This window comes from Pseudomonas sp. GM33 (assembly GCF_000282295.1).
In the GTDB taxonomy this organism is placed as follows: Bacteria; Pseudomonadota; Gammaproteobacteria; order Pseudomonadales; family Pseudomonadaceae; genus Aquipseudomonas; species Aquipseudomonas laurylsulfatiphila.
In genome coordinates this window covers 36,128-55,930 of record NZ_AKJO01000088.1, presented here as the reverse complement: position 1 = coordinate 55,930, position 19,803 = coordinate 36,128, and the positions used below count along the sequence as shown (strand labels likewise).

The following is a 19,803-nucleotide window of genomic DNA, read 5'->3' as shown; positions in this document are numbered from 1 at the left end:
CGCCGATACTGGCGCGGGGCCTCACTGCGTGCCATCCTCACTCCCGTCTGCCGCAGAGTAGAGCACCTGCGGCGCTTTTGGCGCTGCTCCGCAGAGAGCAGCACGGACATAACAACAACAAACCGTCAAAGGGGCTTCACTCACATGCGTAAACCAGACCTCGCTGCAGCCATTGCTGAAAAAGCAGACCTCACCAAAGAACAAGCCAACCGCGTTCTCAACGCCGTTCTTGAAGAAATCACCGGTGCCCTGCACCGCAAAGACAGCGTGACGCTGGTGGGCTTCGGCACCTTCCTGCAACGCCATCGCGGTGCCCGCACCGGCAAAAACCCGCAAACCGGTGAACCCGTCAAAATCAAGGCCAGCAACACCGTTGCGTTCAAGCCAGGCAAGTCGTTGAAAGACAGCGTCAATCCGTAAGCCGTTTTCGCCTCTCGCGTAGCGGGGGAGTGGAATAAAAAATGGGCACGCCAACCAGGGTTGGGTGCCCATTTTTTGTGGGGTTAACAGAGCTTGTTGAAATCCGTCCCCTGAAATCTGGCTTATAGGTCTGAAAAACTGTAGGGCTGAAGCTCGGTGATCTGAGACAGCAGGATCAGATGCTCCACCGCCTTCACCTTCTCTAGATGATCGAGGGTGTCGGGGCCGCCGAACATCAGCGCTGGAACAAAGCCGTACATCTCGTCGTGACGCAGGGTGCCGAGCTTTTTCTTTGCGGGTTTGAATAGGTCGTCGAAATCGTTGTATTCCACTTCTGTAGATAAAAGAAAATTTTGAAGTTCTCTATCCAAATCATCGTTTGTGATTTCGAAGTCATCGACATCACATCGAGAAAGCACACTGGTTATTTTAAGAGAGACTCCCGTTTTTTCACCCCATAGGTACAAGTCACCGAAGGCGCTACGAGCAATAAGGTGGTAAGCATCTCGCTCTTCAAATTTCGTCCCTCCAATCCAGGATGCCACTACCCCCTCGTACTCTTGTGGATTAACGATCCAAAAAATCCCCTCACCGTAACCGCACCAACCGTGCTCAGCCCAGTACTCCAGCAATTGATTGGGCAGCTTGTCCCTGTAGCGTTCGATACTTGAAGTCGGTACTTCTTGACGATCAATGGGCCCGCCAAGCGTCTCCAGAAAAATCGAAAATATCTCGTCCATTCAATATCTCCTTAAGAGCGATGGGAGTTCCGGGCGAATAACCCTGCTCGGAGCACGGCCTAGGGTGTGAAACGACATCCTTTACAGGTCTGAAAAGCTATAGGGTTTAAGTTCGGTAATCTGAGACAGCAGGATCAGATGCTCCACCGCCTTCACTTTCTCTAAATGATCGAGTGTGTCCGGGCCGCCGAACATCAGCGCCGGAACAAAGCCGTACATTTCGTCGTGACGCAGGGGGCCGAGCTTTTTCTTCGCGGGTTTGAACAGGTCGCCATAATCGTTGGAGTCCACATTCCTGGATAGCAGAAAACCTTGTAGTTCTCTGTCCATCTCGTCACTCGTAATTTCGAGGTTTTTAATCACAACACGAGAAAGAACACTGGTTATCTTGAGCGAAAATCCCGTTCTTTCGCCCCAAAGGTACAAGTCACCGAAGGCGCTACGGGCAATCAGGTGGTAGATGTCACACGCTTCAAATTCCGTCCCCTCAAGCCAGGATGCTACGACCCCTTCGTATTCCTGAGGATTCACTATCCAAAAAATCCCATCACCGTAACCGCACCAGCCGTGCTCAGCCCAGTACTCCAGCAATTGATTGGGCAGCTTGCCCCTGTAGCGTTCGATACTTGAAGCCGGTACTTCCTGACGATCAACGGGTCCGCCAAACGTCTCCAGAAAAATCGAAAATATTTCATCCATTACTTTTCTCCTTAACATTTATGAAGTTTGACATTGAGAAATGTGTCGCCGCGTAACTTCGTTGGCACTGTCTCCGCAGCTTTTTTCAAATTCGCAATCTTTGGCCTCCACTGAGGGCCGATGCTGGAGTTGACTTGCCGATCACCGAAGTCTGCAATTATATCTTTGCCGCCCGCGCTCAGATCTGGATTGTGCAGTCCTGCAAGATTTGACATCGTTTCCTTGGCTTTTTTCACGCTCTCTACTCTTGCAGTCTTGGCGCTCATCGTTTGCAAGTAATCCTTTTGAAAACGTTCTTGCAAAGTATCTTGTAAGTCCTTTCGGGCTTGCCTGGCCGCCGCCGGACTACGCTTCACCGGATTGGCAATATTCTCCAGATACTCATCAACCGTCAGCCGATTCAGCCCGTCCTCTTGCCCCTTCAACTGCCGCTCGAACTCTCCGATTTTAGACGCCGGCATCTTGTCCGCTTTGAAGCATTCGACTTTATGAAGCGGCATGGCGTTCGGTTTGTCACGGGGCGAGTCTTTGTCTTTTCCGCGTGGGCGATTTGCGGGTGACGCAGTCTCCTGCGGGCCAAGTGCACCTCTGCGGGGCTCTGCGGTTTGCAGGTCTGGTCGTTTTTTCAGTGCCTCTTCATGCTTGAGCATCCATTCGCCAAGCCGTGCCCCTTTGGGACTTGCTCGCATTTCCTGGGCGAGGACATTTGCATTACCTCGACCACGCGTAATGTAAGCGACGATGGCTCCCAGCAGCAGGACGACAACCTCCACATGCCCCAGCGCGATGTGATGGGAGGCTCTTTTGTCGGCAAAAGGATCGTCCCGGCTGAACGGGTTCAACCCTTCCTCGCCGCGTGGGCCTTTCCACGCGATGTTGATGCCCGTCAGGTAATACTCGCCAATGCGCGGCAATCCCTCGACGAAAAACTCGGCGATGGACGTCAGGCCAAGTATCCCTAATATCCAGGTGCTGACTTGCAATCCCATTGCGGCGCCAGCGGCTCCCATGGGAATAGCACCTGCCCCTCCGAGGAATGCGCCCACTCCCGCGCCAATTGCCCCTCCGGTCAGCACACTGCCTGCGACGATCATTGCCATTTGGGTAACGACTTCGATCAACTCGTTGAGGATGCTGGAGATGTCGAGGTCAGAGAACCGTTGCCTCAATAGGCGGCCGGCTTCCCACTCGGCTTGGTTGAATGCGTAGCGGACACTCTTGATCCGTCGGATGTTCAGAGAAAGGGAGGGGGCAGGTTCGTTGAAATGCGTGCGAAAGCTGGCTCCTCCCTGGTAACCCATTTCATGGGTTATACGTTTTTCAATCTCGTGCCACGTGGGCACGATTTGCCATAAAAACATTCGAGTGTCTCCCTGACAGTTCGCCCGTTCGTGGACTAGTAATTCCGGTGTCCATGACCGAAATACGCTAACAAGAACTTGGAGGAGGTGATGTAGGAAGACTCTCCTTCAGCGGTCGGAAACTTCCTGCGTTTCAGAATGTTGCATGTCTTAAAGCGGAACGATCCAAGCTGGCACCTGGATTGTTTCCTGGAGGCGTGGCGCGGGTGAATTTGATGGCGAACAACGTGATACGGAGCCAAAGAAACCCCCGATTGCTGGTGACAACAAACGGGTTTGTTTTTTCTGCTTTGCGAGTCAGATGATTCTGTTTTTTTGCTGGGTGATAATCGCTGCCATTTCCGGTTCGTCCAGATGATCCAGTGCTTGCTCAACTAGCAAATGCACCCCGTCAGCCATGCGACTGATCGCCAGGGCTACTGAACGGCGGGAGCCGTTTACATCATCGGCAAGGTCAGCGGCGATGGCGCTGATGGACAGCAGATCTTCCGAGGCGTTGGCCAGGAGTGCTTCGGTATTGATGCCTGGGCAGACGCTGAAAAGTTGGCTGTTACGTTTCGGTTGTTTCTGTTCTGTTTGGGTGGTGTGGTGATCGGGCGCGCGTTCTGCGGCTTCTTGGAACTCTTTGGTATCAAGGGCTTCGTTTTCTGGGGGATATGGTGTTGGCTTGATCATTGGTGTTGTACCGATTTGAGAGCTAACACCATTTCGCTTGCACTTCGAAAGAGGTGGCAGCTGTGTATAGGTGTGCAAGACCGGAATCGGTAAACCGGCAGATCGAAAGATCTCCCACACACAGCCGCCATAATGATCCGCGAGCATAGAAAAACGCTCAATCAATAGCCATTACCGATTGTGTGCCGATTCCGGACTTGCACGTCCGAATCACCGATTTTGCGGTGACTTAAAGAGGTTATCGGTGCCGGTCAAAATCGCCTAGTTCACGCATGGCTCGGCGTTGCGAAGGAAATGTCCGAGAAGTCTGCGGGGTGCAAGATCAAAAGATCGCAGCCTGCGGCAGCTCCTACAGGAATGTGTTTCTGCAGGTGTAAGGGCGTCGCGGTATGCATTCCCGCTATGGAGCATGGGGGGGGCGGCGAGACGGTGTAAAAGCGTGACTTGGCAGTCATCATGCGGGAAATATGGCTTATCTTCTTCTAACGCATCTAGATGGTGGCGTTCTTGTTTTAAGTCGCTAAACTGCCCCGGCCGTTCATTTTCCTTCTGAGGCTGTGCGCATGAAATTTCGTTTTCTGCTGTGGATGCTGGGTTTGTTGATGGGTAAGGCCAGCCGGACCAATCCGGCGTTTCAGCAGCAGTTGGGTGACAAGGACCTGGTGTTTCAGCTGCAGACCCTGGACGGGAAAGTGGCGCGGCAATTCCGCGTGAAGGACCAGCGCATCACCAGCCAATCGGGTGTGCATGCCGAGCCTGCGTTTGCGATTGCCTTCAAAGACGCCGCGTATGGCTTTGCCACGATGCAGGCGAAGAACAAGCAACTGGCGTTCATGACGGGGATTCAGGACAAGTCGATTCAGATCAAGGGCAACCCGGCGCTGGTGATCTGGTTCCAGGGGTTGACCAAGTATTTGAAGCCGAAGAAGGCGAAGCCCAAGGCTTGAGGTCTTTCAGTTAGACCGAGTGGAGTGATATTCATCGCGGGCAAGCCCGCTCCCACAGGATTTAAGCGATCCCTGTGGGAGCGGGCTTGCCCGCGATGCTGTTCAGCCTTGAGTAAATTGTGAGGCCAGTTCGCGCAGCAGCACTTCAGCTTCCAGCACTTTGCTGACCACGTCTTCGGCCTTGGCGCGGCTCAGGCCGAGGCGTTCCAATAGTGCGTCCGGGATGCCTTCGTCGGGGCCGGAGCCGATGCCTCGGCTGCGCAGCAGGCGCACCGCCAGGCAGACCAGGTTCGGGTATTCGGCGTAGGTGCCGTCGTAGGCCGGGTCGTGCTGGAAGCGCAGGGCGGTGGACAGCTCTTCGGGCATGTCCCAGTAGCGCATCAGCCACGAGCCGATCTGTTCACGGCTGATGCCCAGCAGGTGTTGTTCCACGAAGCTGTGGCACAGATGCGGGTTGACCTCCAGGTGGCGGCAGATCAACGAGAAGTGTGGCGGGAACACGTGGGCCAGCAGCAGATAGCCGAAGTTGTGCAGCAGGCCGGCCAGGTAGGTCAGGCCGGCTTCCGGGCGCTGGGTGCGCGGCATGGCGCGGGTCAGGCCTTCGATGACGGCCGCGGTGTAGATGGATTGCTGCCAGTACGGCGTGGTTTGTTGCGGGTGGTCCTTGGGCAGGCTCAGGGTTTTACCCAGGGCCAGGCCCAGCGCCAGGTTGATCACCAGGTCGAAGCCCAGCACGCGCACGATGGCGTCTTCCACGGAACGGATCTTGCCCGGCGAGGCGTAGTACGGCGATGCTGCCCAGCTCACGACTTGCGCGGCCAGTGCCGGGTCGGTTTCGACCACGCCGGTAATGTCATCGATAGTGGCGTTGGGGTCGACACGCAGCTTGATGATCTTTTGCGCGGTTTCGACCAGCGGCGGAATCTCGATGGTCTCTTCCAGACGCTGCTGGATGCGCCGCGCGGTAAACGCCTGGACGGCCTGGGTGATTTCCTTGCGGTCGTCATCGGGGCGGTCGAGGTTCGGACGGATGCTGGTCAGGTTTTCGCCAAAGTTGGCGGCGCTGGCCTTGGTCAGCATGGTCTTGAAGTCTTCGCTGGAGACTTCCAGCAGCACGCCCGGCTCACCAGAGTTGATCAGCAACTTCGGCTCACGCAGCAGGCTTTCGTCGTACAGGCAGGGTGAACTGGTCAGCGCCGGCAGGCCCGGCAGCAAGCTGAGGTTGTGCTTGCCGAGCATTTTTTTCAGGCGCTCGGTGGGTACGGCAGTGAGGCGGCGACCGGTGAGTTCGGTCAGGCGATTGAGGTCCAGCAACTGGCTTTGCGGGAACAGCACCATCAACGCGCCGACGCTGTCATCGAGCAGAACGGCCTGCACTTTGCGTGCGGCATTGAGGCCGTGATGGTCCAGCACTTCTTCATAGGCAATGCCCAACTTGCCCAGCATCAGCCGAATAACCGACGGAGCGTGCGGGGTATCGGGTGCGAAGGCAACTTCGGTCATGGTCTGTATCCGTGATTAAACAATTGCAGGAGTATAACCAGCTTGTTTGGGGCCACGCCTCAGAAACCGTGACGGTTGTCACACTTGGCCGTATTGTTGGCCATGACGCAGCCAACGGTCGAGTAGCGGACTAACGTGGGTCGGCCAGCGCTCAAGCAATGCCTGGGCGGCATCCCGCACGGCGGGCAGCAAATCGGCATCGCGCATCAGGTCGGCGACCTTGAATTGAAGCAGACCGGTTTGGCGGGTACCGAGCATTTCGCCGGGGCCGCGCAACTCCAGATCCTTCTCGGCGATGACAAAGCCATCGTTGGTTTCGCGCATGATGCCCAGGCGCTGACGGCCGATCTGCGACAGCGGCGGATGGTAGAGCAGCACGCAATGGCTGACGGCGCTGCCTCGGCCGACGCGACCGCGCAACTGGTGCAGTTGCGCCAGGCCCAGGCGCTCGGGGTTTTCGATGATCATCAGGCTGGCGTTGGGTACGTCCACGCCTACTTCGATCACCGTGGTCGCGACCAGCAGTTGCAGGTTTCCGGCCTTGAACTCGGCCATCACCGCGGCTTTTTCCGCAGGTTTCATGCGGCCGTGGATCAGCCCGACCTTCAGCTCGCCGAGGGCGGCGGTCAGGTCCTCGAAGGTGGTTTCGGCGGCCTGGCAGGTCAGCTCTTCCGACTCTTCGATCAGCGTGCACACCCAATAGGCTTGTCGCCCTTCGGCGCAAGCGCTGCGCACCCGCTCGATGACTTCGACCCGCCGGGTGTCGGTGATCAGCACGGTGTTGACCGGGGTTCGGCCGGGGGGCAGTTCGTCGAGGATCGAGGTGTCGAGGTCGGCGTAGGCGCTCATGGCCAGCGTGCGCGGAATCGGCGTGGCGGTCATGATCAACTGGTGCGGACACATGCGTCCGCCGACGCCTTTCTGGCGCAGGGCCAGACGCTGCTGCACGCCGAAACGGTGCTGTTCGTCGATGATCACCAGCGCCAGGTTCTTGAATTGCACTTCGTCCTGGAACAGCGCGTGAGTGCCGACCACCATGGGCGTGCCACTGGCGATCTGCTCCAGCGCGGCGGTGCGGTTCTTGCCCTTGAGCTTGCCGGCGAGCCACGCGACTTCGATGCCCAGCGGTTCGAGCCAGCGCTTGAAGGTGATGAAGTGCTGCTCGGCGAGAATCTCGGTGGGCGCCATGAGTGCGACCTGATAACCGGCCTCCAGCGCTTGCAGCGCGGCAAGGGCGGCGACCACGGTTTTGCCTGCGCCAACGTCGCCCTGGATCAGCCGCAGCATGGGCTCATGCTGGCTGAGGTCGTAGGCGATTTCGTTACCGACCCGTTGCTGGGCGCCGGTCGGGTTGAAACCGAGATTGGCCAGGTACTTGGCCGGCAGCTGGGTGGCTTTGGGCATCGCCGGCGCACGCAGGGCGCGCATGCTTTCACGAAGGCGCTGTTGCGACAGTTGATGGGTCAGCAGTTCTTCGAAAGCCAGGCGGTGCTGTGCCCAGTGATGGCCGAGGGCGAGTTCATCGACGTCGGCATCGGCGGGCGGGTTGTGCAGGTAGCGGATTGCATCGGCCAGCGGTGCCAGTTGGTAGTCGCGGGCCAGCTCGTTCGGCAGCCAGTCGGGCAGGCTGCTGGGGCCGAGCAGGGTGAGGGTCTGCATGCACAACTGGCGCAGGCGCTGTTGGGTCAGACCTTCGGTGAGCGGGTAGACCGGAGTCAGGGTTTCATCCACCGGCGGTGGTTCGTCGCCAGTGATGGCGCGATATTCCGGGTGGTAGATTTCTAGCCCCGAAGCACCGGGCCGTGCCTCGCCGTAGCAGCGAATCCGCGTGCCGCGTTTGAGGCCTTCCTTCTGCGCATTGCTGAAATGGTAGAAGCGCAGGCTGAGTCCGCCGGTGCCGTCCTGCAAGCGCACCACGAGGCTGCGCCGACGGCCCATGACCACATCGGCGCCGCTGACCGTGCCTTCGATGACTGCATCCTGCCCGGGTCGCAGCGCGCCGATCGGGACCACGCGGGTGCGATCCTGATAGCGCAGGGGCAAGTGAAACAACACGTCCTGGAGGTTTTCCAGGCCGACCTTGGCCAGTTTCTCGGCCATGGCTTCACCGACACCCTTGAGTGCCGTCACCGACACTTGCGACAACTCGCTCATGACTGTCGCTTAGCCCGCAGCGACCTGCGCCGCTGGCTTGGCCACCGAGCACAGGCGAATGGAGTCGGCGAGGATTTCAATCGCCTTCGGACGCGGGAAGCTGGCTCGCCAGGCAATGGCCACGGTGCGGAACGGCACGGGTGCCGACAACGGACGCACCTCGATCACGCCGGGGGCGTAGTGATGGCTGTCCACCGCTGACAACGGCAGGATCGAAATGCCGAGGCCGGACGCGACCATGTGGCGAATGGTTTCCAGGGAGCTGGACTCCACCGTGGTGTGCTTGGCGCCGTCGTTGCCTTTGGTCAGGGTCGGGCAGGCTTCCAGTACCTGATCGCGGAAGCAGTGGCCTTCGCCGAGCAGCAGCAGGCTCTTGTCGTTGAGCAGGCTGGCGTCGATGGACTCTTTTTGCGTCCACGGGTGCTGGGCCGGCATCAGCACGTAGAACGGCTCGTCGTAGAGCTGCAGGGTCAGCACGTCGGCTTCGCTGAACGGCAGGGCGATGATGATCGCGTCGAGTTCGCCGTTGCGCAGTTTGTCGCGCAGCACGTGGGTGAAGTTTTCTTCGATGTACAACGGCATCTGCGGGGCGACCCGGTGCAGTTGTGGAATCAGGTGCGGGAACAGGTACGGCCCGACGGTGTAGATCGCGCCGACTTTGAGCGGGGCGGTCAACTGGTTCTTGCCGGCCTGGGCCAGTTCGCGGATGCCTTGGGCCTGTTCCAGCACCTTTTGTGCCTGGGCCACGATGCCTTCGCCGACCGGCGTCAGGCGCACGGCGCTTTTGCTGCGCTCGAAAATCAGTACACCGAGTTCGTCTTCAAGCTTTTTCACGCCCACCGAAAGGGTCGGCTGGCTGACGTGGCAACGCTCGGCCGCGTGGCCGAAATGCTGCTCTTGGGCGAGGGTAACGATGTAGCGTAATTCTGTGAGGGTCATAGCAAGCGTCCATGAATTTGCGTGCCAAGCATACCGGCTGCAATCGATAGACGCACGTTATCAGACTGAACGTGTCGGGTGACACCGGGCAATGCCGATTTGCCGCTGGCAGATAAGAGAAAGGCACCTTTCGGTGCCTTTTTGGCTTGGAACGCGACCTTCCTGCTGGCAGAAATCTCTGTGGGAGCGAGCTTGCTCGCGATGAGGGCCCAACATTCGACATCTACGTTGAATGTTAGACCGCTATCGCGAGCAAGCTCGCTCCCACATGGGGCGGTGGTGCGTTTACCGACGGCGTTTTTCCAGCGAATACACAAAAGGTGCAACGATTTCGATGGAGCCATTGGTCAGCATGTCGGCTGGTGGCTTGGGCAGCGGTTGAGCGCGGCGGATCATTTCCAGGGTGGCCCGGTCCAGATCGGCGGTGCCCGAGGCACCTACCAGCTCAAACGACAACACATTGCCTTCGGCATCCACGACGAAACGCAGGCGGTTCATGCCTTCCTTGCCCCGTGCCTGTGCACTGGCCGGGTACTTTTTGTACTTCTGCAGGTGCGCCAGCAGCGTGCCTTGCCAGCTGGCCTTGGCCGCCAGTTGAGCCGGCGAGGGGCCCGGCGCAGGCTGAGCGGATTTCTCCGTAGGCGCCTGAGTCTGTTGTGTTTCGGCAGGTTTCTCTTCGGCCGGTTTTTCCTTCGGCGGTTCGGGTTTCTTCTCTACTGGCTTGGGCGGCTGTGGCTTCGGCTTTGGCTTGACGGGCTTGGGCACGGCAATTTCAGCTTTCGGCGCTTCGGCGAGCTTGGGGATCGGCAGTTCTTCAAGCGGAGCCGGTGGCTGCGGAGGGGTGACGACCTTCGGCGGAGCAGGCGGTGGCGGGGCGGGAACCGGTGCCAGTTCGACCATCATCGCCTGGGGCGGCAATTCGATGGGCGGGCGGGCGGACCAATTCAGCGCCAGCGCGATGGCCAGCGCGTGAACGCCCAGCACCACAGCCAGGCTACCGCTGTAACGCGTCAGCTTATGGCGCGTCGTGATCATTTCTTGGCTGCCGTCTCGAGTCCGACCAGACCTACCTTCAGGTAACCGGCCGATCGCAGGTTGTCCATCACGCTCATCAGGTCGCCGTAATCCACGCCTTTGTCGGCTTGGAAGAAGATCGTCGTGTCTTTTTTGCCCTGGGTCCTGGCGTCGAGGGTGGCGCCGAGTGCTTCGGCCTTCACTTCGTCTTCACCGAGGAACAGGCGCTGGTCAGCCTTGACGCTGAGGAACACCGGTTTCTCTGGCCGCGGCGCCGGTTTGGCGGTGGAAGCGGGCAGGTCGACCTTGATGTCCACGGTGGCCAGCGGGGCCGCCACCATGAAGATGATCAACAGCACCAGCATCACGTCGATGAACGGCGTGACGTTGATTTCGTGGTTTTCGGACAGATCGTCGTCTGCCCCTTCTTTCAAATGCAGGCCCATGGCCGATTACCCCACTTTCACCATGTGCGGTTGCGAGCTGCGCTCAGGCTGGTGGTCGAGGTCGCGGCTGACCAGCAGCAGGACCTGTGCCGACGCATCGGACACCTGGGCCTTGTAACCGGCGATGGAGCGGGCGAAGACGTTGTAGATCACGACCGCAGGGATCGCTGCAACCAGGCCCAGTGCGGTGGCCAGCAGGGCTTCGGCGATGCCGGGAGCGACGACGGCGAGGTTGGTGGTCTGGGTTTTGGCGATGCCGATGAAGCTGTTCATGATGCCCCACACGGTACCGAACAGGCCGACGAAGGGCGCGGTGGAACCGATGGTCGCCAGCACGCCGGTGCCGCTGCTCATGTTGCGACCGCAGGCCGCGACCAGGCGCTCAAGGCGGAAGCTGACGCGTTCCTTGATGCCTTCTTTCTCACGGCTGTTGACCGACAGGCGCATCTCTTCGAGTGCATCGTGCACCAGCAGGTTGGCGAGGGTGCCTTCCTTCGCCGCCGTGGCGCTGGCTTCCTTGAGGGAGGTGGATTTTTTCAGTTGAGCGATTTCACCGCGCAGGCGACGCTTGGCGCCCATCAGCTCAAGACCCTTGGCGATCCAGATGGTCCAGGTGATGATCGAGGCGATGGCCAGACCGATCATCACGATTTTCACGATGATGTCGGCATTCTTGTACATGCCCCACGGCGACAGGTCATGGGCCATGCCCAGAGTGTTGTCGGCTTCAAGGACTTCAGGAGCGTCTTCCCCCAGGTTCTCTGTCGGCGCTGCCTGGGCAGGATCGGTCGCGACGGGAGCAACGGCCGGGGCGGCGTGATCAGCCGGTGCAGGGGCTGCGGCGGCGGCCGGAGTTGCTGGCGGCTGGACATCGGCGAAAGCCGCGACTGGCGCGAGCATCAGGCTGAGGAGCAGGGCGGCCACCGCGCTCCAGGCGCGAGGTCGTTTGGTTGGCGAAGCGGAGAGTTGATTACGTGTCATGCTGGCCGGACCTGAGAGAAAAAACGGGTGATGTTCTTCCAGGCCTCGAAGGGCCGAGAACAAAAGTGGGGCGTATTATTGCAATTAATTCTTGTTAACAGAAGTAATAGCGTCTCTTTTTTTCCTGCGTTGCTAGCCGCCTGTCTGTTGCCGGCGCTAGTCTGTGGCTTTGCGATGGGAGTTTTCTGATGTCTGCGCCTACTGTTTTGATCGCCGGTTGCGGTGATGTCGGCAGCCGCCTGGCCACACAATTGCTGGCGGCGGGGTGGGAGGTTCACGGTCTGCGGCGGGATGTTTCACGCCTGCCCGCGGGCGTCATCGGCGTTGCCGGTGATTTGTTCAACAAGGACTGCCCGGCCACTTGGCCGATCGGTGCCGTGGATTACCTGGTGTATTGCGCGGCAGCCACCGATCACGACGAAGCCGGCTACCGTGCTGCCTATGTCCAGGGGCTGGAGCATGTGCTGGAGTGGCTGAACGACTACGGTCAGGTGCCCAATCGCCTGTTGTTTGTGTCCAGCAGCAGTGTTTACGGGCAGCAGGATGGCGAGTGGGTCGATGAGCGTTCGTCTACGGTGGCGTCCGGTTATTCTGGGCGTGTGATGCTGGAGGCCGAGCAGATCGCGCTCAAGAGCGGTATCCCGGCCAGTGTCGTGCGACTGACCGGCATCTACGGCCCGGGGCGTGAGTGGTTGCTGACTCAGGTCCGCCGGGGTTATCGCGTGGCGGTCGAACCACCGTTGTATGCCAACCGGATCCATGCGGACGATGCCGCAGGGTTGATGGCGTGCCTGCTTGAGGCGGACCGGCGTGGCGTGGCGCTGGAGGATGTCTACATCGGCGTCGATGACGAGCCGGCAGCGCTGGCCGATGTGGTGGGCTGGTTGCGCGGGTATCTGGGCGTGACCGAATGGGACGAGGATTCAAGCGTGCGGCGCACCGGCAGCAAGCGTTGCAGTAATGCGCGGGCCAAGGCCTTGGGCTGGACGCCGAAATATCCGAGCTTCCGTGAAGGTTATGCCGCCATTCTCGAAGGGCGCTGAAAAACAAAAATGTTCGACCACTACACGGCAGCTCCTACAGGTGTTTGCATGACCCTGTAGGAGCTGCCGAAGGCTGCGATCTTTTCAGAGGGTTACTGTTTTTCCAGTAGCCACTTGCGATCGCCGGGCGTGTACTGAGGCATCTCGTCCGCCTGCGCCGTGTTCACGGTCTGGAAAATCTCCAGCTCCTTGCCCTTGCGCGCAAAGATCCAGGCGTTTCCTTGGCCATTGAGCTGCAGCCACATGTTGTCGTTGCCGCCACTCATTGAGGCGCAGTCGCCGGCCAGGCACAGCGCATAACGGTCGGTACCCGGCAGGCCGGTCACCTGGCCGTCGGCCTGGAACTGCACGGTGTCGCCTTCGCCGGGGCCGCTGACGACTTTCCAGCTACCGCCCATGTAGGCCGAATACAGCGCGCGTTCGAAGCTGGCGCCCAGCGGTGCGCCATCCGGTACCGGGATCAATGCCCGGTCGAAGACCTGAGCCGATTCGTTTTCGGTCGCAGTCTGGCTCAATTGTTTGCCGTCGCGCTTCAGCTCACTGCCGGAGCTGCCATAAAAATCGACTTTCCAGAGGCCGGATTCTTCACCCTGCAACTTGCCTTCGACGTTTTCAAAGCCGTTGGTGTAGCGGGCCTGGCCGGCCTTGGTGTTGATGTCCCATTCCAGGTTCGGGCCATAGGCCTGGAGCGCTTCACGCAGGGGGACGCCTTTGGCGGCAGCATCGATCGCCACCTGATTGATCCAGGTGCCGCTGATATCACGATCGGCAGGGTTGCTGGCACATCCGCCCAGGAGCAGGGCGAGCAGCGAGAGAGCAAGCGCATTGCGCATGGTGGAATCCTTTCAAGCTTTCTTTACAGCAGGGCAGTCGGCGCAGCCCCAGGCTGCGCCGTGCACATTACTCGATGACCAGGATGGCATCCATTTCAACCTGCGAACCCTTTGGCAGGGCTGCAACGCCGATGGCGGCGCGGGCAGGGTAAGGCTGGTCGAAGTACTTGCCCATGATCTCGTTGACCTTGGCGAAGTGGCTCAGGTCGGTGAGGAAGATGTTCAGCTTTACGATGTCCTTGAACGAACCACCGGCTGCTTCGGCTACGGCCTTGAGGTTCTCGAACACCTGGACGGTCTGGGCTTCGAAGCCTTCAACCAGTTCCATGGTTTTTGGGTCCAGAGGAATCTGGCCCGACATGTAAACGGTGTTGCCAGCCTTGATCGCCTGGGAATAAGTACCGATGGCGGCCGGGGCCTTGTCGCTGGTGATAACAGTCTTGGTCATTGATGACTCCTTGTAAGAGGTGGCTACGTTTGCGAGCTATGCACGCATGCGGGTGATGCGGATCACCCCGGTCAAGGCGCGCAGTTTTTTGATCACGCGGGCCAGGTGCACGCGATCGTGCACGCTGACCACCAACTGGACCACGCTGATGCGACCATCGCGTTCGTCCATGCTGATTTTCTCGATGTTGCCGTCGGCGGCGTTGACGCTGCTGGCCAGCAGGGCAATCAGGCCGCGCTGGTGTTCCAGTTCGACGCGCAGTTCGACGTTGAATTCGCCGGTGACATCCTTGGCCCACGAGAGCTGGATGCATTTTTCCGGGTTGTGGCGGATTTCGCTGATATTGCGGCAGTTGTCCAGGTGCACGACCATGCCTTTGCCCGCGGACAGGTGGCCGACAATCGGGTCGCCCGGGATCGGCGTGCAGCACTTGGCGTAGCTGAGTACCAGGCCTTCGGTGCCGCGAATCGCCAGCGGGCCTTCCGGGCTGGGCAGCTGTTCGCCTTCGCCGAGCAGTCGGCGAGCCACCACATAGGCCATGCGATTGCCCAGGCCGATGTCTTCGAGCAAATCCTCGATCAGTTCGAGGCGGTACTCGGCGAGCATCGCCTTGACACGTTCGGCCGGGATTTTCTCCAGCGCGCTGTCGAATCCGTTGAGGACCTTGTTCAGCAGGCGTTCGCCGAGGCTGATGGATTCGGAGCGGCGTTGCAGCTTCAGGGCATGGCGGATGTGCGTGCGCGCCTTGCCGGTGACCACGAAGTTGAGCCATGCCGGGTTCGGCCGTGCGCCAGGAGCGCTGACGATCTCGACCGTGGAGCCGCTTTGTAGCGGTTCGGACAGCGGTGCGAGACGGCGGTTGATCCGGCAGGCAATGCAGCTGTTGCCCACGTCGGTATGCACCGCGTAAGCGAAGTCGACCGCCGTGGAGCCCTTGGGCAGCTCCATGATCCGGCCTTTGGGCGTGAACACGTAGACCTCGTCCGGGAACAGGTCGATCTTCACGCTTTCGATGAATTCCAGCGAGTTGCCGGCGCGTTGCTGCATTTCCAGCACGCCCTTGACCCACTGGCGGGCGCGGGCATGGGTGCCTTTTGGCTGCTCGTCGCCGCTGGATTTGTACAGCCAATGGGCGGCGATGCCATTGTTGGCCATCTCTTCCATTTCACGGGTGCGGATCTGGATCTCGATCGGAACACCGTGCATGCCGAACAGTGTGGTGTGCAGCGACTGGTAGCCGTTGGCCTTGGGGATCGCGATGTAATCCTTGAAGCGCCCCGGCAACGGTTTGTACAAGTTATGTACAGCACCCAGCACGCGGTAGCAGGTATCGACCTTGTCGACGATGATCCGGAACGCATAGACGTCCATGATCTCGTTGAAGGCCCGACGCTTGCCGCGCATTTTCTTGTAGATGCCGTAGAGGTGTTTCTGGCGACCGCTGACCTCGCCCTGGATGCCATCGATGGCCAGGCAGTGGCTTAAGGATTCTTCGATCTTGTTGACGATTTCCTTGCGGTTGCCCCGGGCGCGTTTGACGGCCTGGTAGATTCGCGCGGAACGCATCGGGTGCATGGCCTTGAAGCCGAGGTCTTCGAATTCTATGCGGATGGCGTGCATGCCCAGCCGGTTGGCGATGGGTGCATAGATTTCCAGGGTTTCCTTGGCGATGCGCCGGCGTTTTTCACCGGACAGCACTTCCAGGGTGCGCATGTTGTGCAGGCGGTCGGCCAGCTTGACCAGGATCACGCGAATGTCGCGGGCCATGGCCATGGCCATCTTCTGGAAGTTTTCGGCTTGGGCCTCGGCCTTGGTCTCGAAGTTCATCTGGGTCAGTTTGCTGACCCCGTCGACCAGTTCGGCCACGGTTTCGCCGAACTGCGCTTGCAGCGCTTCCTTGGCAATACCGGTGTCTTCGATCACGTCATGCAGCATCGCGGCCATCAGGCTCTGATGGTCCATGTGCATGTCGGCAAGAATATTCGCCACCGCAAGTGGGTGCGTGACGTACGCCTCGCCGCTACGGCGGCGTTGGCCGTCGTGGGCTTGTTCGGCGTAGAAATACGCTCGGCGGACCAGGTTGACCTGGTCCTTGCCGAGGTAGGTCGATAAGCGATCGGCGAGGGCGTCTATGCTCGGCATGATGTCTCCTGCCGTAAGCTGTGATCCCGCGCCGTGCTACGTCGACCAGGCATAGGCTTAGACGGCCTCGTTGGACTCGTCCTCGAATGCAGCAAAAAGCGGTTCATCTTCAACGATTTCGGCTTCGGCGATAGCTGCGTAGTCGATCAGGCCTTCAGCGATTTCGCGCAGGGCGACGACGGTAGGCTTGTCGTTTTCCCATGCTACTTTCGGCTCTTTGCCGCCGGTGGCCAGTTGACGGGCACGCTTGGTAGAGAGCATGACCAGCTCAAAGCGGTTATCCACGTGTTCTAGGCAGTCTTCAACGGTTACGCGGGCCATGGTCTTCCTCGTAGCAAATGCAATATGCGCGCTGCCCGGATGGGCGAGCGGACTCAACAGTTTAAAAAATCACCAGCGATTAGGGAAGCGCTGATTTTTTGACCAAGCCCTTCAACGCGCTGCAGGTGCCAATGTAAAGCCCTTGCAGCGGTTTTGGGAAGAGCTGATTAACCGAGCAATTCAGCCAGTAATTTGCCGTGACGCTGCTGCTGACGCTTCTGAATCAGCTGATTGGCGCGGAAAATCGCCTTCAGGTCGTGCAGTGCGTGGGCGAAATCGTCGTTGATGATCAGGTAATCGTAGTCGACGTAATGGCTCATTTCGCTGACGGCTTCGCGCATGCGGCCGTCAATGATCTCGTCGCTGTCCTGGCCACGGTTGGTCAGGCGCTGGTGCAAGGCCTGCAGTGACGGCGGCAGGATGAAGATCGAGCGAGCCTGCGGCATCAGCTTGCGCACTTGCTCGGCACCTTGCCAGTCGATTTCCAGGATCAGGTCGTGGCCTTCGTCCAGGGTCTGCTGCAGGTGGCTTTGCGAAGTGCCATAGAGATTGCCGAACACTTCGGCGCGCTCGAGGAAATCGCCGTGCTCGATCATCTTCACGAACTCGCTGCGGTCGACGAAGTGATAGTTCACGCCATTCACTTCACCCGGGCGCATGGCGCGGGTGGTGTGGGAGACCGAGACGCGGATCTCGGGATCGGCATCGGTCAGGGCCTTGACCAGGCTGCTCTTGCCCGCGCCCGAAGGGGCGGAAATGATGTAAAGGGTGCCAGTGCTGTGGGTCATGTCGGGGTAGCCTTACTCAATATTCTGCACTTGTTCGCGCATCTGCTCGATCAACACCTTGAGGTTGACCGCAGCCTGGGTGCTGCGCGGGTCGAAGGCTTTGGAGCCCAGTGTGTTGGCTTCGCGGTTGAGCTCCTGCATCAGGAAGTCCAGGCGCCGACCGGCAGCGCCGCCGGATTTGAGTACCCGGCGAACTTCGATGATGTGAGTGCTCAGGCGATCCAGTTCTTCGGCGACGTCGCTTTTTTGCGCGAGCATGACCATTTCCTGCTCCAGGCGCTGCGGATCCATCTCGGCCTTCATGTCGGCGAAACGGTCGAGGACTTTCTGGCGCTGGGTGGCGAGCATCTGCGGGACCAATTCGCGCAGGGTCACCACGTCTTCTTCGATGGATGTCAGGCGCTCGTTGATCAACCGTGCCAGCTCCGCACCTTCGCGCTCGCGACCGGCCTTGAGTTCCTTGAGGCCCTGGTTGAACAGTGCCAGCGCTTCGGCGTTCAAGGCTTGCGGGTCGGTGGCGTCGCCCACCAGTACGCCGGGCCAGGCCAGGACTTCCAGCGGGTTCAGCGCGGCCGGGTTCTTGATCAGGCCGGCGATGGTCTCGGCGGCGGCGACCAGTTGCGCGGCGCGCTCCTGATCGATCTGCAGCGCTTTGCCGGTGTTTTCTTCGGTGAAGCGCAGGGTGCATTCGAGCTTGCCCCGCGATACGCCTTGGCGCAGGGCTTCACGTACCGCGCCTTCCAGGTCGCGAAAGGACTCCGGCAGGCGCAGGTGGGGTTCCAGGTAGCGGCTGTTGACCGACCGCAGTTCCCAGCTCAGGGTGCCCTGGACGCCGGCTTTTTCGACGCGGGCGAAGGCGGTCATGCTGTGCACCATGGCGGTACCTCGCAAGGCAGATCGGCGCAGAACCGTGGTTCCGGGAATCCGATATCAATGAATTAAAGCCGACTGGCAGCAAAGGCGCAGGATTGTAGCGCAGTGGCGCGGATGCGCCCAAACACAGGGTGTGACAAAGAGCGGCAGGCCTGCGCCGGCGTGCAGTGCAGAGCCTTCGGTCGTCGGCGGATTTTTTTAGAAGTGCCCAGGGGCGGCCGTCGGCTCTATAATGCTCCGCAGTTTTCCGTCCCCAGTACAGGTATTCCCTATGATACGTCCAAGTGGTCGCGCTGCCGATCAGCTCCGCTCGATCCGCATCACCCGCAACTACACCAAACACGCCGAGGGTTCTGTGCTGGTCGAGTTCGGTGATACCAAGGTCATCTGCACCGTCAGCGTTGAACCGGGCGTACCGCGTTTCCTGAAAGGCCAGGGCCAGGGCTGGCTGACCGCCGAGTACGGCATGCTGCCACGTGCCACCGGCGAGCGTAACCAGCGTGAAGCCAGCCGTGGCAAGCAAGGCGGCCGTACCCTGGAAATCCAGCGTCTGATCGGCCGCTCCCTGCGCGCTGCGCTGGACATGACCAAGCTGGGCGACGTCACCCTGTACGTCGACTGCGACGTGATCCAGGCAGACGGTGGCACCCGTACGGCATCGATCACCGGCTCCATGGTCGCGCTGATCGATGCCTTGAAAGTGATCAAGAAGCGTGGCGGCCTGAAAGGCGGCGACCCGGTCAAGCAGATGATCGCTGCTGTTTCCGTGGGCATGTACAAGGGCGAGCCTGTGCTCGACCTCGACTACCTGGAAGACTCGGCGGCCGAAACCGACCTGAACGTGGTGATGACCAGTGCTGGCGGTTTCATCGAAGTCCAGGGCACTGCCGAAGGCGCGCCGTTCCAGCCTGAAGAGTTGAACGCCATGCTTGAGCTGGCGAAGAAAGGCATGAACGAGATCTTCGAACTGCAAAAGGCCGCATTGGCCGACTGACCGGACCGCTCCAGGCAAGGAGGACATCATGAGTGACGAACAACTGCCGCTGCCCACGCCGAGCCAGGAGGTGCGTCAGTGGGCGATGTTCTGTCACCTGTCCGCCTTGCTGGGGATCTGGATTCCGTTCGGCACGCTGATTGGCCCGCTGATTCTCTGGCAAATGAAGCGCGAGATGGATCCGTTCATCGATGCCCAGGGCAAGGAGGCATTGAACTTCCAGATCACCGTCGCCATTGCTTCGGCCATCTGCTTCCTGCTGATGGTGGTGATCATCGGGTTCTTCCTGTTCGGACTGGTGGCGATAGGTGCGCTGGTGCTGACGATTATTGCCGGGGTGAAAGCCAATGAAGGGTTTCCTTACCGGTACCCGTTTACCTGGCGACTGATCAAATAACGATCAGTCTTCACTTGCAGGAGCGAGCCTGCTTGCGCCCATAGAAGCAGAAGCAGCGTCAGCCAAGGTAATAAGCAAATGCCCC

General features: G+C 59.7%; 21 protein-coding genes. 5 read left to right on the top strand and 16 right to left on the bottom strand.

Annotated features, from left to right (window positions below; genetic code table 11):
- The first annotated feature begins 144 nt into the window (after positions 1–144).
- Positions 145–420, top strand: a complete 276-nt coding sequence (locus tag PMI26_RS13845) for an HU family DNA-binding protein (RefSeq protein WP_003195589.1) — start codon at positions 145–147, stop codon at positions 418–420.
- 122 nt (positions 421–542) lie between these two features.
- On the opposite strand, the gene PMI26_RS13850 is transcribed toward PMI26_RS13845, so the two are convergent.
- From PMI26_RS13850 to PMI26_RS0129650, 4 genes are all read right to left on the bottom strand, one after another.
- A complete protein-coding gene (locus PMI26_RS13850) occupies positions 543–1,160 on the bottom strand; it encodes a GAD-like domain-containing protein (protein ID WP_007975197.1) in 618 nt (205 codons plus the stop codon).
- An 81-nt stretch (positions 1,161–1,241) separates the two neighbouring features.
- Complete coding sequence (locus tag PMI26_RS13855; protein ID WP_007975196.1) at positions 1,242–1,859, bottom strand: GAD-like domain-containing protein; 618 nt, start codon at positions 1,857–1,859, stop codon at positions 1,242–1,244.
- 11 nt (positions 1,860–1,870) lie between these two features.
- Positions 1,871–3,220 (bottom strand): DUF6861 domain-containing protein, encoded by a 1,350-nt coding sequence (locus PMI26_RS13860; protein ID WP_007975195.1) that lies wholly within the window; start codon positions 3,218–3,220, stop codon positions 1,871–1,873.
- A 297-nt stretch (positions 3,221–3,517) separates the two neighbouring features.
- On the bottom strand, positions 3,518–3,895 hold the full coding sequence (locus PMI26_RS0129650; protein ID WP_033047930.1) for a DUF6124 family protein: 378 nt from the start codon (positions 3,893–3,895) through the stop codon (positions 3,518–3,520).
- Positions 3,896–4,458: 563 nt separating this feature from the next.
- Here PMI26_RS0129650 and PMI26_RS13865 point away from each other — a divergent pair.
- Positions 4,459–4,842, top strand: a complete 384-nt coding sequence (locus PMI26_RS13865; protein WP_007975192.1) for a hypothetical protein — start codon at positions 4,459–4,461, stop codon at positions 4,840–4,842.
- 102 nt (positions 4,843–4,944) lie between these two features.
- Here the strand turns inward: PMI26_RS13865 and PMI26_RS13870 are convergent, their stop codons facing one another.
- The 6 genes from PMI26_RS13870 to exbB all read right to left on the bottom strand — a co-directional run bounded on the left by PMI26_RS13870 (position 4,945) and on the right by exbB (position 11,879).
- Positions 4,945–6,345, bottom strand: coding sequence for an aminoacyl-tRNA deacylase and HDOD domain-containing protein (locus tag PMI26_RS13870; protein ID WP_007975191.1), 1,401 nt, complete (start codon positions 6,343–6,345; stop codon positions 4,945–4,947).
- A gap of 78 nt (positions 6,346–6,423) precedes the next feature.
- Positions 6,424–8,499 carry an ATP-dependent DNA helicase RecG gene (gene recG, locus PMI26_RS13875; RefSeq protein WP_007975190.1) on the bottom strand — a complete coding sequence of 692 codons (2,076 nt, stop codon included), beginning with the start codon at positions 8,497–8,499 and terminating at the stop codon, positions 6,424–6,426.
- A 9-nt stretch (positions 8,500–8,508) separates the two neighbouring features.
- Positions 8,509–9,438, bottom strand: a complete 930-nt coding sequence (locus tag PMI26_RS13880; RefSeq protein WP_007975189.1) for a hydrogen peroxide-inducible genes activator — start codon at positions 9,436–9,438, stop codon at positions 8,509–8,511.
- Positions 9,439–9,723: 285 nt separating this feature from the next.
- Complete coding sequence (locus tag PMI26_RS13885; protein WP_007975188.1) at positions 9,724–10,473, bottom strand: energy transducer TonB family protein; 750 nt, start codon at positions 10,471–10,473, stop codon at positions 9,724–9,726.
- Positions 10,470–10,898 carry a TonB system transport protein ExbD gene (gene exbD / locus PMI26_RS13890; protein WP_007975187.1) on the bottom strand — a complete coding sequence of 143 codons (429 nt, stop codon included), beginning with the start codon at positions 10,896–10,898 and terminating at the stop codon, positions 10,470–10,472. The genes PMI26_RS13885 and exbD overlap by 4 nt, the downstream gene beginning before the upstream one ends.
- 6 nt (positions 10,899–10,904) lie before the next feature.
- The gene (gene exbB, locus PMI26_RS13895) at positions 10,905–11,879 is read right to left on the bottom strand and encodes a tonB-system energizer ExbB (RefSeq protein ID WP_007975185.1); all 975 of its coding nucleotides are present in this window, start codon (positions 11,877–11,879) and stop codon (positions 10,905–10,907) included.
- A gap of 188 nt (positions 11,880–12,067) precedes the next feature.
- Here exbB and PMI26_RS13900 point away from each other — a divergent pair, with 188 nt between their 5' ends.
- The gene (locus tag PMI26_RS13900) at positions 12,068–12,922 is read left to right on the top strand and encodes an SDR family oxidoreductase (protein WP_007975184.1); all 855 of its coding nucleotides are present in this window, start codon (positions 12,068–12,070) and stop codon (positions 12,920–12,922) included.
- Positions 12,923–13,014: 92 nt separating this feature from the next.
- On the opposite strand, the gene PMI26_RS13905 is transcribed toward PMI26_RS13900, so the two are convergent.
- From PMI26_RS13905 to PMI26_RS13930, 6 genes are all read right to left on the bottom strand, one after another.
- Complete coding sequence (locus tag PMI26_RS13905) at positions 13,015–13,755, bottom strand: hypothetical protein (protein ID WP_007975183.1); 741 nt, start codon at positions 13,753–13,755, stop codon at positions 13,015–13,017.
- A gap of 67 nt (positions 13,756–13,822) precedes the next feature.
- Entirely contained in the window at positions 13,823–14,203 is a 381-nt protein-coding gene (locus PMI26_RS13910; protein WP_003229509.1) for a RidA family protein, read from the bottom strand.
- A gap of 36 nt (positions 14,204–14,239) precedes the next feature.
- Complete coding sequence (gene spoT, locus PMI26_RS13915) at positions 14,240–16,345, bottom strand: bifunctional GTP diphosphokinase/guanosine-3',5'-bis pyrophosphate 3'-pyrophosphohydrolase (RefSeq protein WP_007975182.1); 2,106 nt, start codon at positions 16,343–16,345, stop codon at positions 14,240–14,242.
- Positions 16,346–16,402: 57 nt separating this feature from the next.
- The gene (gene rpoZ / locus PMI26_RS13920) at positions 16,403–16,666 is read right to left on the bottom strand and encodes a DNA-directed RNA polymerase subunit omega (RefSeq protein ID WP_007921129.1); all 264 of its coding nucleotides are present in this window, start codon (positions 16,664–16,666) and stop codon (positions 16,403–16,405) included.
- Positions 16,667–16,833: 167 nt separating this feature from the next.
- Positions 16,834–17,454 carry a guanylate kinase gene (gene gmk, locus PMI26_RS13925; protein ID WP_007975181.1) on the bottom strand — a complete coding sequence of 207 codons (621 nt, stop codon included), beginning with the start codon at positions 17,452–17,454 and terminating at the stop codon, positions 16,834–16,836.
- 12 nt (positions 17,455–17,466) lie between these two features.
- Positions 17,467–18,330: a YicC/YloC family endoribonuclease gene (locus tag PMI26_RS13930; RefSeq protein WP_007975180.1), complete on the bottom strand. Its 864-nt coding sequence runs from the start codon at positions 18,328–18,330 to the stop codon at positions 17,467–17,469.
- A gap of 268 nt (positions 18,331–18,598) precedes the next feature.
- Between PMI26_RS13930 and rph the strand changes: the two genes are divergently transcribed.
- Positions 18,599–19,321 (top strand): ribonuclease PH, encoded by a 723-nt coding sequence (rph, locus tag PMI26_RS13935; protein WP_007975179.1) that lies wholly within the window; start codon positions 18,599–18,601, stop codon positions 19,319–19,321.
- A 28-nt stretch (positions 19,322–19,349) separates the two neighbouring features.
- Positions 19,350–19,718, top strand: coding sequence for a DUF4870 domain-containing protein (locus PMI26_RS13940; protein WP_007975177.1), 369 nt, complete (start codon positions 19,350–19,352; stop codon positions 19,716–19,718).
- The last annotated feature ends 85 nt before the right edge of the window (positions 19,719–19,803 follow it).